Annotated in this window: 13 protein-coding genes; 4 read left to right on the plus strand and 9 right to left on the minus strand. The window is 46.4% G+C overall.

The window, feature by feature from the left end:
- The first annotated feature begins 355 nt into the window (after positions 1 to 355).
- Entirely contained in the window at positions 356 to 3,265 is a 2,910-nt protein-coding gene (gene rapA, locus CBX98_RS21860; RefSeq protein WP_109170271.1) for an RNA polymerase-associated protein RapA, read from the plus strand.
- Positions 3,266 to 3,374: 109 nt separating this feature from the next.
- Here the strand turns inward: rapA and CBX98_RS21865 are convergent, their stop codons facing one another.
- Complete coding sequence (locus CBX98_RS21865; RefSeq protein ID WP_109170272.1) at positions 3,375 to 4,640, minus strand: divalent metal cation transporter; 1,266 nt, start codon at positions 4,638 to 4,640, stop codon at positions 3,375 to 3,377.
- A gap of 342 nt (positions 4,641 to 4,982) precedes the next feature.
- Here CBX98_RS21865 and CBX98_RS21870 point away from each other — a divergent pair, with 342 nt between their 5' ends.
- The gene (locus tag CBX98_RS21870; RefSeq protein ID WP_104969831.1) at positions 4,983 to 5,735 is read left to right on the plus strand and encodes a pseudouridine synthase; all 753 of its coding nucleotides are present in this window, start codon (positions 4,983 to 4,985) and stop codon (positions 5,733 to 5,735) included.
- Between the two features lie 93 nt (positions 5,736 to 5,828).
- Positions 5,829 to 6,791, plus strand: a complete 963-nt coding sequence (locus tag CBX98_RS21875; RefSeq protein ID WP_109170273.1) for a D-2-hydroxyacid dehydrogenase — start codon at positions 5,829 to 5,831, stop codon at positions 6,789 to 6,791.
- Positions 6,792 to 6,878: 87 nt separating this feature from the next.
- Here CBX98_RS21875 and yjgA read toward each other — a convergent pair whose 3' ends face one another.
- Entirely contained in the window at positions 6,879 to 7,406 is a 528-nt protein-coding gene (gene yjgA, locus CBX98_RS21880; RefSeq protein WP_005396253.1) for a ribosome biogenesis factor YjgA, read from the minus strand.
- A 110-nt stretch (positions 7,407 to 7,516) separates the two neighbouring features.
- Between yjgA and pmbA the strand changes: the two genes are divergently transcribed.
- Positions 7,517 to 8,860 (plus strand): metalloprotease PmbA, encoded by a 1,344-nt coding sequence (pmbA, locus tag CBX98_RS21885; RefSeq protein ID WP_006742351.1) that lies wholly within the window; start codon positions 7,517 to 7,519, stop codon positions 8,858 to 8,860.
- Between the two features lie 61 nt (positions 8,861 to 8,921).
- On the opposite strand, the gene mgtE is transcribed toward pmbA, so the two are convergent.
- The 7 genes from mgtE to lptB all read right to left on the minus strand — a co-directional run bounded on the left by mgtE (position 8,922) and on the right by lptB (position 14,591).
- Positions 8,922 to 10,280, minus strand: a complete 1,359-nt coding sequence (gene mgtE, locus CBX98_RS21890) for a magnesium transporter (RefSeq protein ID WP_006742352.1) — start codon at positions 10,278 to 10,280, stop codon at positions 8,922 to 8,924.
- A gap of 148 nt (positions 10,281 to 10,428) precedes the next feature.
- Positions 10,429 to 10,704, minus strand: coding sequence for an HPr family phosphocarrier protein (locus CBX98_RS21895; protein WP_005396244.1), 276 nt, complete (start codon positions 10,702 to 10,704; stop codon positions 10,429 to 10,431).
- Between the two features lie 2 nt (positions 10,705 to 10,706).
- A complete protein-coding gene (rapZ, locus tag CBX98_RS21900; protein ID WP_109170274.1) occupies positions 10,707 to 11,570 on the minus strand; it encodes an RNase adapter RapZ in 864 nt (287 codons plus the stop codon).
- 14 nt (positions 11,571 to 11,584) lie between these two features.
- A complete protein-coding gene (gene ptsN, locus CBX98_RS21905; RefSeq protein WP_005381116.1) occupies positions 11,585 to 12,031 on the minus strand; it encodes a PTS IIA-like nitrogen regulatory protein PtsN in 447 nt (148 codons plus the stop codon).
- A 2-nt stretch (positions 12,032 to 12,033) separates the two neighbouring features.
- On the minus strand, positions 12,034 to 12,321 hold the full coding sequence (gene hpf / locus CBX98_RS21910; RefSeq protein ID WP_005381114.1) for a ribosome hibernation promoting factor: 288 nt from the start codon (positions 12,319 to 12,321) through the stop codon (positions 12,034 to 12,036).
- A gap of 24 nt (positions 12,322 to 12,345) precedes the next feature.
- On the minus strand, positions 12,346 to 13,815 hold the full coding sequence (locus CBX98_RS21915) for an RNA polymerase factor sigma-54 (RefSeq protein ID WP_005396241.1): 1,470 nt from the start codon (positions 13,813 to 13,815) through the stop codon (positions 12,346 to 12,348).
- 50 nt (positions 13,816 to 13,865) lie between these two features.
- Entirely contained in the window at positions 13,866 to 14,591 is a 726-nt protein-coding gene (gene lptB, locus CBX98_RS21920; RefSeq protein ID WP_005396240.1) for an LPS export ABC transporter ATP-binding protein, read from the minus strand.

Raw genomic sequence — 14,591 nt, forward strand, 5'->3', positions numbered from 1 at the left:
TAAACGCCCCTCACTAGAAGTATACGTAATATTTACGTTCTACAACTTAATAATTGGCATGAGTATTTTACAATTTGATTGCATTTATAGTTTGGGAAAAAAAGTTTCCGCTTGATGCGGTTTCGGCGTGACCTAAATCACAGCTTCAAGTAAGATTAGCGACCTTTTTCTGCGTATAGGCTACGTCCGATTTATCATGTTGAGCTGGCTTAAAAATACTCAGTTCATACTGGAATGACGAATGCTATTGGCATAGCAGAAGCCAGAATCAGATCTAAACTATTATCCATGCCTACGGGCATGAGTAGACCAACAAGAAACACGAATCAAGAACTAATAACGAGGTAGTCAATTCATGACATTTGCTTTGGGGCAGCGCTGGATTAGCGATACGGAAAGCGATTTAGGTTTAGGTACCGTTGTAGCAATGGATGCTCGTACTGTGACATTGATGTTTGCAGCGTCAGAGGAAAACCGAGTTTACGCACGTAACGATGCACCTGTTACCCGAGTCACCTTTAACGTTGGTGATGTCATCGACTGCCAAGAAGGTTGGTCTCTAAAAGTTGAAGAAGTACTGGAAGATGAAGGTCTATACACCTATTTCGGTACTCGTGAAGACACGCAAGAAACCGCCGTTGTTCTGCGTGAGATTTTTCTGAGCAACCAAATTCGTTTTAATAAACCTCAAGATAAGTTGTACGCCGGTCAAATCGATCGCATGGACAACTTTGTTCTGCGTTACCGTGCGCTAACCAACCAGTTTGAGCAGCATAAGAGCCCAATGCGTGGCCTATGTGGTATGCGTGCAGGTTTGATCCCTCATCAGCTTTACATCGCGCACGAAGTTGGCCGTCGCCACGCGCCACGCGTATTACTGGCGGATGAAGTTGGTTTGGGTAAAACCATCGAAGCGGGCATGATCATCCACCAGCAAGTGCTGTCTGGCCGTGCAGAACGTATTTTGATTGTGGTACCTGAAACACTGCAACATCAATGGCTGGTTGAGATGATGCGTCGTTTCAACCTGCATTTCTCTATCTTTGACGAAGAGCGTTGTATCGAAGCATTCGCGGATGCAGAAAACCCATTTGATACCCAGCAATACGTGCTGTGTTCTTTGGACTTCCTACGCAAGAGCCGCAAGCGTTTTGAACAAGCACTGGAAGGTGAGTGGGACCTACTGGTTGTCGATGAAGCGCATCACCTTGAGTGGAGCCAAGATAAACCGAGCCGTGAATACCAAGTAGTGGAAGGCTTGGCTGAACGCACTCCGGGCGTACTGCTACTGACGGCAACGCCAGAACAGCTTGGTCGTGAAAGCCACTTTGCTCGTCTGCGTTTGCTGGATCCTGACCGTTTCTACGATTATGAAGCGTTTGTCGAGGAAGAAGAGCAATACGCACCTGTAGCGGATGCGATTACTTCACTTTTCTCTGGTGAAAAACTGCCTGATGAAGCGAAAAACCAGATTACTGAGTTGTTGTCTGAACAAGACGTAGAACCACTTTTCCGCATTATCGAAAGTGAAGCGGACGAAGAAGCGAAAGCGTCAGCGCGCCAAGAGTTGATCGACAACTTGATGGATCGTCACGGTACGGGACGAGTTCTGTTCCGTAACACACGTGCGGCTATCAAAGGGTTCCCTGCGCGTAACGTGCACCTGATGCCAATGGATATTCCACCGCAATACACCACGTCAATGCGTGTTGCTGGGATGATCGGCGGTAAGATGAGTTCGGAAGCACGTGCGATGAAGAACCTTTACCCGGAAGAAATTTTCCAAGAATTTGAAGGCGATGACGCAAGCTGGTGGCAGTTTGACTCGCGCGTGAATTGGTTACTTGAAAAGGTAAAAGAGAAGCGCAGCGAGAAAATTCTGGTGATTGCCTCTCGTGCAAGTACGGCTCTGCAATTGGAGCAAGCACTGCGTGAGCGTGAAGGTATTCGTGCGACCGTCTTCCATGAAGGTATGTCGATCCTTGAGCGTGACAAAGCAGCCGCTTACTTTGCGCAAGAAGAAGGTGGTGCACAGGTTCTTATCTGTAGTGAAATCGGCTCTGAAGGTCGTAACTTCCAGTTTGCCAACCAACTTGTCATGTTCGACTTGCCATTCAACCCAGATTTGCTTGAGCAACGTATCGGTCGTTTGGACCGTATCGGCCAAAACCGCGACATCGACATTCATATTCCTTACCTGAAAGGTACCTCGCAAGCCATTCTTGCTCGCTGGTTTGATGAAGGTTTAAACGCTTTTGCAGAAACCTGCCCAACAGGCCGTGCCGTTTACGATAAGTACTCTGATGACTTGATTGAAATCCTTGCTTCTGGTGACACCACCACGCTGGGTGAGATCATTGAAGCGTCAGCAAAAATGAATAAAGAGCTGAAATCCCAATTGGAGCAAGGCCGTGACCGCCTGTTAGAAATGCATTCAAATGGCGGGGAAAAAGCACAACAAATCGTTGAGAAAATTGAATCAACCGACGGCGATACCAATCTGGTCACCTTCGCACTTTCTCTTTTTGATACGATTGGCTTGAATCAAGACGACAAAGGTGAAAACGCACTGATTGTGACCCCATCTGAGCACATGATGGTACCAAGCTATCCAGGCCTGCCATACGAAGGGGCGACGATCACTTTTGATCGTGATACGGCTTTATCTCGTGAAGATATGCACTTTATCAGTTGGGAGCACCCAATGATCCAGGGTGGTATCGATCTTCTGATGAGTGAAGGGGTGGGGACGTCTGCGGTATCTCTACTGAAAAACAAAGCGTTACCAGTTGGGACCATTCTTCTTGAGTTGATTTACGCGGTAGATGCGCAAGCACCAAAACGCAGTGGCATCGCGCGCTTCTTACCGAAAACGCCAATCCGTTTGATGATGGACTCGCGTGGCAATGACTTGTCTGCTCAAGTGGAATTTGAAAGCTTTAACCGCCAGCTCAGCCCTGTAAACCGTCACTTAGGCAGCAAGTTGGTCACGTCGGTACAGAAAGACGTACACCGCTTGATCGAAGCGGGGGACAATCTTATCGAAGAGAAGGTTGAGGAAGTACGCAAGCAAGCTCATCAAGATATGCAGCATAGCTTGAATGCAGAACTTGAGCGTTTGCAAGCACTGAAAGCGGTAAACCCAAATATTCGTGACGAAGAAATTGAAGCCATTGATGCACAAATTAAGGAGCTCACTGGTTACATCAACCAAGCTCAAGTGCAGCTCGACTCGCTACGTTTGATTGTGGTAAGCCACAACTAAGTAAGCATTTATTGTTCATTAAAAAAAGGTCTTCAGTTGAAGACCTTTTTCTTTATTTGCGGTTTAGTTTCTTTATGCGGAATGCATTAATCACTGATAGCTAAGTAATTTACATCAACCACTTCCACCAGATAAATACAGCCAAGAAGCCAAACAAGTAAATCAAACCGGCAATCGACAACCACTTCAATTTAGGTCCAACAGCCAAAGGTTCAGGTAACTCGGTTTTGCTCACTAATGTGTAATTTAGCAGAGCAAAGAATGGCGTGGTCATAAAGGCGAGGATCATCGCAAAGTTCAGCATAGGCAATAACGCAGAAGCCCAGAAAACCACAATACCTAATGCAAGTAAGGAGACTACCAGCATGATCGCTGACGTGGCTTTAGGGTTAGTGTCTGGTTGTGAGCGCAGTAGACGTTGAGAGTCAGAAATAACGCGTGAGTAGCCATCAATAACGGTAATCGTGCTGCCAAAGATACAGAAAAACGCAATTACCGCGATTAAGTAACGAGACCATTCGCCAATTGTTGCCGCATATAAGCCAACCAATTGGTGGGAGAAGCCAACGCCAGAGCTTTCAAGCGCAACGCCAGAGCCATAAAGCATCAAAGAACCTAATGATACAAAGATAATGGCAAGAAAAGCCGTGCCAATATAACCGACATTAAAGTCAAATAGAGCAGAGCGGTATGTTACTTCTTGCTGGCTTGATTGGCGTTTTAACCACGCAGAGGTTAAACAGGAGATCTCTATCGGTGCTGGCATCCACCCCATTGTTACGACGATAAAGCCAATTGCCGCAATCGACCAAGGTGACGGTGGCTCGAAGTTGGCCACTTGCTCAACAGGGTTACCAAAGGCGATAGAAACGGCAAGTAAAGTCGCGATGGTTAACACCGACATGATCACCTTAGATAACGTATCGAGCGCTTTGTAATGGCCAGCAAATAATATGATCAGGCAGGTGACAATCACAATGATACTGAGTGATGCCATTGATAGTGAAAACGGAATGAAGTAGCCCAGCAAGCTAGCGCTAAACATCAACAAAGCGGCGGTATTGATTACGGCTGAGACCACGCTCAGAAATAGAAATAGCCATAGGTAAGGCCGACCTAATTTCGCGTAGCCCTCAACCAAGGTGAGCCCTGTCCCCATGGTGTACTGTACGCCCGCTCGGAAAAAAGGGTATTTAAACAGGTTTACGAGCAGAATCAGTGCAGCCAATTGCCAACCATAAATCGCACCAGCTTTGGTTGATGCGACGAGGTGAGAGCCACCGACCGCAGCAGATGCCATTAATATGCCGGGGCCTAGCGAACGAAAAAATAAGGAAAGTTTGGATTGGGGTTTATCTATAACGGCGGAGTCCATTGCTTATTGTCCTTTTTATCTTATGTATCTTTCTAAAGAGATACATACCGCAGTACATGACAAGCTGAGCGCTCGCCCTATACTGCGCAACGGTAATGTCTTTTAAATGCTGTGTTTTGATGTATTTATTTTAAGTATTCTTTGCGAATATCATGCTGTGTGCATCTAGCACTCTATTCAGTTATGCGTCTTGTTGTCAAACTAAATTTACAACGTGCTATTTTTAGTTTTTATGCTAAAGGATTGACTTTGTTTTATTGGTTTGAACTTTTCTTCAGAACCCTGCATCTGGGTGCTATTTGGGTATATAATCGCGGCGTTTTTATTTTGTAGAGATCTCCCATGGCAATGCTTGAATATACCCCTCCCACCGATCCTTGGGTCGATATCGTTTTTGAGGATGACGACATTCTGGCAGTGAATAAGCCATCTGGGTTACTGTCTGTTCCTGGTCGACTTGCAGAGCATTACGACAGCATGTGGAGCCGCCTCAAGGAAGTGCATCCAGAAATCCAAGTAGTGCATCGCTTGGATATGTCGACATCAGGGTTGATGCTGCTGGCGAAAAACAAACCTTCGGAGCGAGCATTAAAAAAGCAGTTCCAATATCGTCTCACCCACAAGGTGTATTACGCACGTGTTTGGGGGCATGTTGAGCCGCAAGAAGGGAATATTGATCTTCCATTAATTTGTGATTGGCCAAATCGTCCGCGACAAAAAGTATGCTTCGACGACGGCAAGCCATCTCAAACTTTATTCCAAGTGGTGAAGCGTGAAGTGCATCCAGATGGCACCCATACGACCGTTGTGCGACTACTGCCCATTACTGGTCGATCGCATCAGTTACGCGTGCATTTGATGGCGATTGGTCATGCGATTGTGGGTGATGAGTTTTATGCAAGCGAAGAGGCGTATCAGTTTTCAGAACGTTTAGAGTTGCACGCTGCGGAGCTAAGTTTTTATCACCCAGCCACGGATCAGCTGAGCAGTATTTTTGTACCCTGTGACTTTTATCCTGAAGCCGAGGCGGCGATCTTTAACTATTTTTCGCCAGAACGTACATTGCCTGATTATAAAACGTTGCCACACCCTTAATGCCAACCGCAGTCAACAACGGTTCTTTCTAGTTCGCTATTTCGTTACTGTGGTTGATGTATCCTGTCTTTCAGCCGTGAACAAGGAGTTGTTATGTCTTTGCCGACCATCGTATTTTTGGACCGTGCGACCATCCCAGAACATATTGAGATCCCACGACCTAGCTTTCAGCACTACTGGCGTGAGTACGACTTAACCGCGCCAGAGCAGGTAATAGAAAGGTTAGCAGGTGCAGATATCGTGATTAGCAATAAAGTCCTGCTTGACCAAAATATATTAGAGCAACTACCACAATTGCGGATGATCGCGGTTGCCGCGACTGGTTTTAACAACGTCGATGTGGACTACTGTGCTAAGCATGATATTGCGGCTGCCAATGTACGTGGTTACGCGACGCGTTCGGTACCTGAGCACGTGATTGCGATGCTGTTTGCTTTACGCCGAAATTTATTTGGTTACCATCAAGATATTGCCGCTGGCGAATGGCAGCGTAATAAGCAGTTTTGCTTTTTTACGCACCCAATCGGGGATATAGGTGGTAGCACGCTAGGTGTTATTGGCAGCGGCGCTTTAGGGCAAGCGACAGCACAGTTAGCTAATGCGCTAGGCATGCAGGTGATCTTTGCTGAGCGTAAAGGTGCATCAGAATGCCGACCTGGTTATGTGCCGTTTGAGGAAGTATTGAAACGCTCTGATGCGTTGACTTTGCACTGTCCGCTCAACGAGCATACTCAGAATTTAATTGGTCAAGCAGAGTTGCAACAAATGAAGTCCAACGCCATTCTAATTAATACGGGGCGTGGAGGCTTGGTGAATGAGCAAGCGCTGGTGGATGCCCTAAAGCAGGGAGAAATCGCTGCGGCTGGCTTTGATGTCTTTACCCAAGAACCAGCTGATGAGAGCAATCCGCTGATTGCCAATATGGGTTTACCTAATTTGTTACTTACACCGCATGTTGCATGGGGCAGCGACTCATCGATTCAACGTTTAGTGGAAATCTTGATTGAGAACATTAACGCTTTCGAGCGCGGAGAGCGTATTAATCGCTTGGTGTAACGCTGACATTTAAGTAAAAGATAAAAAAGCAGACATCATGTCTGCTTTTTTCGTTAATTGAATGCTCGTTGGCATCGAACCGTCGAATTAAAACTCTTCTTCGTTCAGACCTTTTAGGATCTGGAAGATTTCGCGGTACGCTTTTGCTGGTTTCCCAGCCTTTTTCTCTTTCGCTGCTTGGCGAGCCAATTGGCGTAGACGCTGACGATCCGCTTCTGGGTACATTTCCATTACGTCATCAATGGCTTTGTCGCCTTCTTCCACCACGCGATCACGCAACGCTTCAAGCTTGTGGAATACCGCCGTTAATTGAGAGTGCTTGTTACGAATCTTATCCAACGCCGCTTGGATTGGCTCTGGATCTTCATAACGCATCAACTTACCAATACGTTGTAATTGGCGACGACGTGCTTCGTTTTTAAAGCGTTGTGCGTCTGCAATTGCTTCTCGCAGGTCTTCGCTCAATGGAAACTTTTCGAGAACTGCAGGTTTGAGGCCGACAAGCTCCTCACCTAGCTTTTGCAGTTCTTCCATGTCTCGCTTCATCTCGGATTTGCTTACCCAGATGATCTCTTCTTCTGGTTCCCATGGCGCTTTTTGATTCTTACGTGCCATTTCAGTTGCCTGTGTTTTGATTAATATTATGACTATTTTAACAAGAATCGTGGGGAGAAAGCGAAATTCTTGTTATCCTATTGTTCATCAAAGACAAGATGTGAAAGACAATGGATATTAAACAGCAGGTTGCTGAGCAACGTACCGAGCTAGAGCAAGCCGTCGCAAGAGCCTTAAAGCTTGCATCGGCAAAATCTGACGCCGCCGAAGTCGCAATTACCAAAAGCACTGGTTTAAGTGTATCTACTCGCATGGGCGAGGTAGAGAATGTCGAGTTCAACAGCGATGGTGCGCTGGGCATTACCGTTTACCGAGGTCAACGCAAAGGCAGTGCTTCCACGTCTGATTTAAGTGAAGCTGCTATCGAGCAAACCGTTATTGCGGCGCTGGATATTGCGCATTACACATCTGAAGATCCATTTGCAGGGCCCGCAGCCAAAGAATACATGGTTCAAGAGATCCCTGAGCTTGATCTTTTCCACCCAGACGCCCCTGATCCCGATTATGCTGCCGATGTGGCGATCGCCGCTGAAAAAGAAGCGTTAAGTTATAACAGTGCAATCAAGCAAAGTGATGGCGCGAGTTATGATAGCCACTACGGTGTAAAAGTGTATGGTAACAGCCATGGCTTATTAGCAAGCTATGCGTCTAGCCGCCACAGTACCAGCTGTTGTGTGATTGGCGTTGGTCAAAATGGCGAAATGGAGCGTGATTACAGCTACACAGTGGCACGTCATCGCGATGACTTATGGACACCAGAAACAGTGGGTCGTAAGGCGGCAGAGAATACGATTAACCGCTTAGATGCGCAGCGCCTAAAGACAGGTAAATACCCAATCATGTTTGCTGCTGATGTTGCAACTGGCTTGATTGGTCACCTTGTTATGGCGATCAGCGGTGGTAACCTGTACCGTAAATCTTCTTTTCTACTTGATCACCTTGGTAAGCAAGTGCTTCCTGAGTGGTTCAATATCTCGGAGCGTCCACATGTATTACGTGGTTTGGCGTCAAGCCCCTTCGATAGCGAAGGCGTGTACACTCAAGATCGTGAGATCATCACTGACGGTGTGCTAGCGACTTACCTGTTAACCAGTTATGCCGCACGTAAAATGAAGATGGCGCCGACAGGTCACGCTGGTGGCATCCATAACTGGTACGTGAAATCGACTGGTCAAAACTTCGAACAAATGCTCAAAGAGCTCGGCACTGGTTTGCTAGTGACAGAAGTGATGGGGCAAGGCGTGAACGTGGTAACAGGTGATTACTCTCGCGGTGCTGCAGGCTTTTGGGTTGAGAACGGCGAAATCCAATACCCAGTATCGGAAATTACCATTGCTGGTAATCTAAAAGACATGTTCAATAAGATTGTTGCCGTAGGTAGCGACGTTGAAACGCGCTCGCAAATTCAAACGGGTTCAATCTTACTGGATGCGATGAAAGTGGCGGGTGAGTAAGCTTTCCTAATTCAGAATTAAAAAAGCCTGATGTGTTCATCAGGCTTTTTAGTTTTTTCAGTTAGGTAATCAGTATTGTGGCAAGCCCTAAGAATACTGATAAACCAATTACATCCGTTACGGTCGTTAACGCCATACCACCAGCTAAAGCTGGGTCGATGTTCATTTTCTTTAAGAGGATTGGAATCGTTACTCCGGCAACCCCAGCGACCAATAAGTTAGTCAGCATCGCGGCGGAAATGATTCCCCCTAGCATCCAGTTTCCTTTCCAAGCGACAACAATGCCGCCAATAATCAGCGCCCACATGATGCCGTTGAGTAAACCGATCGAGGCTTCTTTCATCAACAGTTCTCGTTTGTTCGAGTCACCGATATGACCAAGAGCAAGACCACGAATCACTAGTGCGACGGTTTGGTTACCAGCGACACCACCCATGGAAGGAACAATCGTCATCAATACGGCAATGGCAGCCATCTGGTCTAGCGTGGCTTCAAACATGTTAGAAACAGAAGCGGCGGCGAGTGCGGCCAACACGTTAGCCCCAAGCCAGATACTGCGTTTGCGAGCTGATTTTACAACGGGTGCGAAGGTATCTTCATCATCATCCATACCTGCCATACTCATCATCGAGTGTTCGGCATCTTCACGGATAACGTCAACTACGTCATCGATAGTGATACGGCCAACGAGATGCTGATTCTCGTCTACGACAGGAGCAGAGACCCAGTTACGACGTTCGAACAGACTAGCAACATCTGAATCACTGGTATCGACAGTGATCGCTTCGTCAGCATCTTCCATGATGTCGACAATTTTGACATCAGGCTGGGTCGTGATCAGCAGAGTAATGGGTAGTTCACCAATCAGTTTGCTTTCTTCATCAATGACATAAAGTGCATCCGTTGCTTCTGGTAGTTCACCTTTCATACGCAGATAACGTAAAACCACGTCCACATCTACGTCACCACGAATCGTGATAACGTCGGTGTTCATCAGTCCACCTGCAGTGTCTTCTGGGTAGGACAGGGCGGTTTCGACACGCAGACGGTCAGAGGAGTCCATTTGCGACAGGACTTCGCGTGACAGGTTGTCTGGCAAGCTACGCAGTACATAAGCCACGTCATCGGTATCCATGCCTTCTGTCGCTTCTGCAAGCGCTTCTGGTGCCATTTTGGATACGAGACTATCTTTGACGTCTTCGTTCAGTTCGTCGAGGATTTCACCGTAGTCTTCAGGGTCGGTGAGTTGCCAGAGAACTTCACGGCTTTTGCGTGGAGAGGCTTCTAAAAGGTGAGCGATATCCTCAGGTTCCATGTCCTGTAACTGACGACGAACATGGACGAAGCGGCCATTTTCTAGCGCTTCTGTGACTTCTTGGAGGGCTTGGTGAGCTTGGTCGAATTCAATTTGCTCTGCCATTCATTCCTCCCAATTCCTGATATTTACAATGCGTTGAATAATAACTTAATTCTAGGCGCCTTTTAATAACAACTTATGATACTAAGCAAATTTATTTCTTGGAGCAGTGAGGGGAAGGAGAGTGAGAGGTAATAAAAAAGCGAGTAAATTACTCGCCTTCATCAAATTTATCTTCGATTAAGTGGCAAACGGCATCCAGTGCTTCTTCTGCTTGCTCACCCGCAGCGTGGATTGTGACGTACTGTCCTTGAGCAGACTCAAGCATTAATAAACCCATTACGCTGTCTGCTGTGGCGGTTTTGTCTTCTTCATTGTCGATAGTGATGACCGCTTCAAAGCTCTGGGCCAGTTCGACCAGTTTGACGGCTGCGCGAGCATGTAAGCCAAGGCGATTTTGAATCAATACTTTACGACTTAACTCCACAGCTACTCCTTAGTGTTTTTCTCTAGTGAGGTATGGCGAATTTGCACTTGGTGTCCTTTATTGGCGAAGTACTCACCGATTTGCTGAGTTAAGTACACCGAACGGTGTTTACCACCGGTACAACCTATTGCAACGGTCAAATAGCTGCGATTGTTTTTCTCGAGCAGAGGTAACCAATTCTCTATAAAGTTTTCAATTTGGTATTTCAAACTTAACACCGATTGGTGCTGCTCCAAAAATGCGGCGATAGAGGCATCCAAACCCGTAAGTGGGCGCAACGCTGGTTCCCAATGTGGGTTGGGCAAGAAGCGAACGTCGAATACGTAATCGGCATCGGAAGGCAGGCCATATTTGAAGCCAAAAGACTCAAATACCATAACAAGCCCTTTGCGATCTCTGCCTTCAACACGCATACGCACGGTTTCACTCAACTCATGCAAAGATTGTCCACTGCTGTTCAGTACAAGATCGGCATGCGCTTTAAGTGGCGTTAAAATTTCTTTCTCACGCTCGATGGCTTGGTCAAGGGAGAGAGAGGTGCCACCTAAAGATAAAGGGTGGATTCGGCGTGTTTCGCTGTAGCGTTTGAGTAGCGTTTCCTTATTGGCGTCCAAGAAAAGCACGGTCACATCAAGCTCTGTTTTCAACTGCTCCAGTGTACCAGTCAGTTCTTTTAGCTTTTTAGGGATATTGCGAATATCAATGCTTACCGCAACATTCTGCTTGCTGTCAGCAACAGAGTGAACAAATGCGTCCAGCAAATTCACTGGGAGGTTATCAACACAGTAATAACCTAAGTCTTCCAGTACGCGCAGCGCAATACTCTTACCGGCACCTGAGTGCCCGCTAACCACGATTAGTCGCATGATGTCCGTCCTGCTTATTGGTGAATCATGATGTCGTAAAGTTCTTCATCACTCTGAGCATTGCGCAGTAGTTTCAATACTTGCTTATCGCTCAGACGTTCTGCCATAGAGGATAGAGTCTTGAGGTGCTCTTTGCACTGTTCTTCTGGTACAAGGAGCGCAAAAAGAAGGTCGACAGGTCGATTATCAATCGCATCGAATTCAATTGCTTCATCACATTGCAGCAAGACAGCAATAGCCTTGTCGCTCGATTGCATTCTAGCGTGTGGGATCGCAATACCGTTTCCGATACCAGTACTGCCCATTTTCTCTCTGTTGAGCATGCACTCGAACAGTTCGGTAGAATCTTGGCCCGTTTGATCAGCCACGATGCGGCTGATCATTTCAAGGGCGCGTTTTTTACTCGTGCAGTGGACCGCACTCTTGGTGCAGTCCAATGACAGTATTTCGCTCAGTTGCATGATTAATGACTGTTTAGTTTTTCTTTGTGCTTATTGAGTTGGCGAACCAATTTATCTACCAGCGAATCGATCGCGGCATACATATTTTCGTCATCAGCTGATGCGTGGATTTCGCCTTGATTTATATGAAGCGTAGCTTCCGCGATTTGAGTGATTTTTTCAACTTTTAGTACAACATGTACTTGATTGATATGGTCGAAGAACCTTTCGAGCTTCTGAAACTTAGAATTTACATAGTCTTGCATTGAATCGGTAAGATCAACGTGATGGCCTTGAATATTGATTTGCATAGACTTTCCTTTTCAGTTAGTGCCTTATAATAGGCGTTTACGCTGACTTGAAGGGGCAATTCCCAAGGATTCTCGATATTTGGCTATCGTACGTCTCGCGACCTGAATCCCTTGGTCAGCCAGAAGAGCAGCAATCTTGCTATCACTCAGTGGTTTAGCAGTATTCTCTGCTGCGACCAGTTTTTTAATGAGTGCGCGAATTGCTGTTGACGAACATTCTCCGCCGTTGTCAGTACTAACATGGCTAGAGAAGAAGTACTTCAATTCAAAAATGCCACGTGGTGTATGCATAAATTTTTGTGTTGTTACACGAGAAATCGTGGATTCATGCATGTCCACTGCCAAGGCTACATCATTTAGTACCATTGGCTTCATGGCTTCCTCACCATACTCGAAGAAATCTTGTTGATGTTCAACAATACATCTTGCAACTTTGAGTAGCGTCTCGTTTCTACTCTCTAAGCTCTTAATTAACCATTTTGCCTCTTGCAAATTGCTGCGGATGTACTGGCTATCCGCGCTATTGCCTTTGCCTAATTGAGCATATTGTTGATTTACTTTTAATTTTGGAACGCTATCTGGGTTGATAGAAACGGTCCATTTGCCGTTGTCTTTAAAAACGGACACATCTGGAATTACGTACTCGGTATCATCCGGTGTGATACGACTACCGGGACGAGGATCTAACTGCTGGATAAGTTTGAGGACTTCACGGAGATCGGCTTCTTTCAGCTTAGTCTCTTTGATGACGAGCTTGTAATCACGGTTCCCCAGGTGATCAATATGATCCGCAAGAATCATTTTGGCTTCAGCAAGCCACGGTGTGTCTTCTGGGAAAGTCGCTAGCTGTAGCAGTAGGCACTCTTGTAAGTTGCGTGATGCCACACCGAGCGGATCGAACTGCTGAATACGTTTACGAACGGCTTCTACTTCGTCTAACTCAATCTCTTCGTTATCGAAGCTCTCATGAATTTCTTCAGGAGATAGGGTTAGGTAACCGTAGTCGTCAACAGCGTCAATAATCGCTAATGCAATCGTACGATCGGTTTCACTGAATGGTGTCAGGTCAAGCTGCCACATTAGGTAGTCATGCAATGATTCCGTGGTTTCGCCTTGGTAGACGGGCATATCATCGTCAAGAGCTAAGCCAGTGCTACCAGTATTCGCGCTGTAGACGTCATCCCAAGTGGTATCGATTTCAAGTTCAGAGCTGATCTCTGACTTCTCAATTACGTCTGAACTGTCTGGAACGTCAATGTCTGCTGGTTCGTTAGCACTGTTGCTATCAGCAGCCTCGACCGCTGATTTATCTTCACCGTTTGCTAGAGGCTCATCTTGGCCTTCTTCAACTTCCAATAATGGGTTTGAATCCAAGGCTTCTTGGATTTCCTGTTGAAGATCGAGTGTCGACAGTTGCAGTAAGCGAATCGCTTGTTGCAACTGTGGCGTCATGGCTAACTGTTGACCTAGCTTGAGTTGTAATGAAGGTTTCATTCAGTGTTACTTACCTTGTAATGCTCAGAATCTTACCGTTCCTAATATAATCATAGACGGAATTGTTCGCCGAGATAAACTTGTTTCACCTGTTCATTATTGAGAACTTCTGCCGGAGTTCCCGATGCAATTAGGTGCCCTTGGCTTACGATATAGGCTTTTTCGCATACGTCCAGTGTTTCACGCACGTTATGGTCAGTGATTAACACTCCGAGGCCGCGATCGCGTAGATGCTCGATGATTTTCTTGATGTCATTAACCGAGATTGGGTCAACACCAGCGAAAGGTTCATCCAACAAAATGAATTGAGGGTTGGCTGCTAAAGCGCGAGCGATTTCCACTCTGCGTCGCTCACCCCCCGATAGTGCCATACCCGCACTGGTTCTGATGTGCTGAATGTGGAATTCTTCCAACAAATCTTCCAGCTTATCTTGGCGCTCTTCACGTGTCATTTCTTGACGAGTTTCGAGTACGGCCATGATGTTATCTTCCACCGACAGCTTACGGAAAATCGACGCTTCTTGCGGAAGGTAGCCAATCCCGAGACGCGAACGACTGTGCATCGGCAGAATACTGATGTCTTTATCATCAATGGTAATGGTGCCTTCATCTCGTGGCACCAAGCCGACAATCATATAAAACGAGGTGGTTTTACCTGCGCCGTTTGGGCCTAGCAGCCCAACAATCTGACCAGATTCAACTTCCAAGCTAACATCGGTTACGACTTTGCGCTTTTTGTAGCTTTTCGCCAAGTTTTTCGCACTCAGTACTGCCAT

It is taken from the genome of Vibrio sp. T9 (assembly GCF_003123985.1).
GTDB lineage: Bacteria > Pseudomonadota > Gammaproteobacteria > Enterobacterales > Vibrionaceae > Vibrio > Vibrio diabolicus.

What these genes read in the sequence shown, in the direction of transcription:
- rapA (WP_109170271.1), top strand. Translation starts at nt 356, where the DNA reads ATGACATTTGCTTTGGGGCAGCGCTGGATTAGCGATACGGAAAGCGAT.
- CBX98_RS21865 (WP_109170272.1), bottom strand. Translation starts at nt 4,640, where the DNA reads ATGGACTCCGCCGTTATAGATAAACCCCAATCCAAACTTTCCTTATTT.
- CBX98_RS21870 (WP_104969831.1), top strand. Translation starts at nt 4,983, where the DNA reads ATGGCAATGCTTGAATATACCCCTCCCACCGATCCTTGGGTCGATATC.
- CBX98_RS21875 (WP_109170273.1), top strand. Translation starts at nt 5,829, where the DNA reads ATGTCTTTGCCGACCATCGTATTTTTGGACCGTGCGACCATCCCAGAA.
- yjgA (WP_005396253.1), bottom strand. Translation starts at nt 7,406, where the DNA reads ATGGCACGTAAGAATCAAAAAGCGCCATGGGAACCAGAAGAAGAGATC.
- pmbA (WP_006742351.1), top strand. Translation starts at nt 7,517, where the DNA reads ATGGATATTAAACAGCAGGTTGCTGAGCAACGTACCGAGCTAGAGCAA.
- mgtE (WP_006742352.1), bottom strand. Translation starts at nt 10,280, where the DNA reads ATGGCAGAGCAAATTGAATTCGACCAAGCTCACCAAGCCCTCCAAGAA.
- rapZ (WP_109170274.1), bottom strand. Translation starts at nt 11,570, where the DNA reads ATGCGACTAATCGTGGTTAGCGGGCACTCAGGTGCCGGTAAGAGTATT.
- ptsN (WP_005381116.1), bottom strand. Translation starts at nt 12,031, where the DNA reads ATGCAACTGAGCGAAATACTGTCATTGGACTGCACCAAGAGTGCGGTC.
- hpf (WP_005381114.1), bottom strand. Translation starts at nt 12,321, where the DNA reads ATGCAAATCAATATTCAAGGCCATCACGTTGATCTTACCGATTCAATG.
- CBX98_RS21915 (WP_005396241.1), bottom strand. Translation starts at nt 13,815, where the DNA reads ATGAAACCTTCATTACAACTCAAGCTAGGTCAACAGTTAGCCATGACG.
- lptB (WP_005396240.1), bottom strand. Translation starts at nt 14,591, where the DNA reads ATGGCAGTACTGAGTGCGAAAAACTTGGCGAAAAGCTACAAAAAGCGC.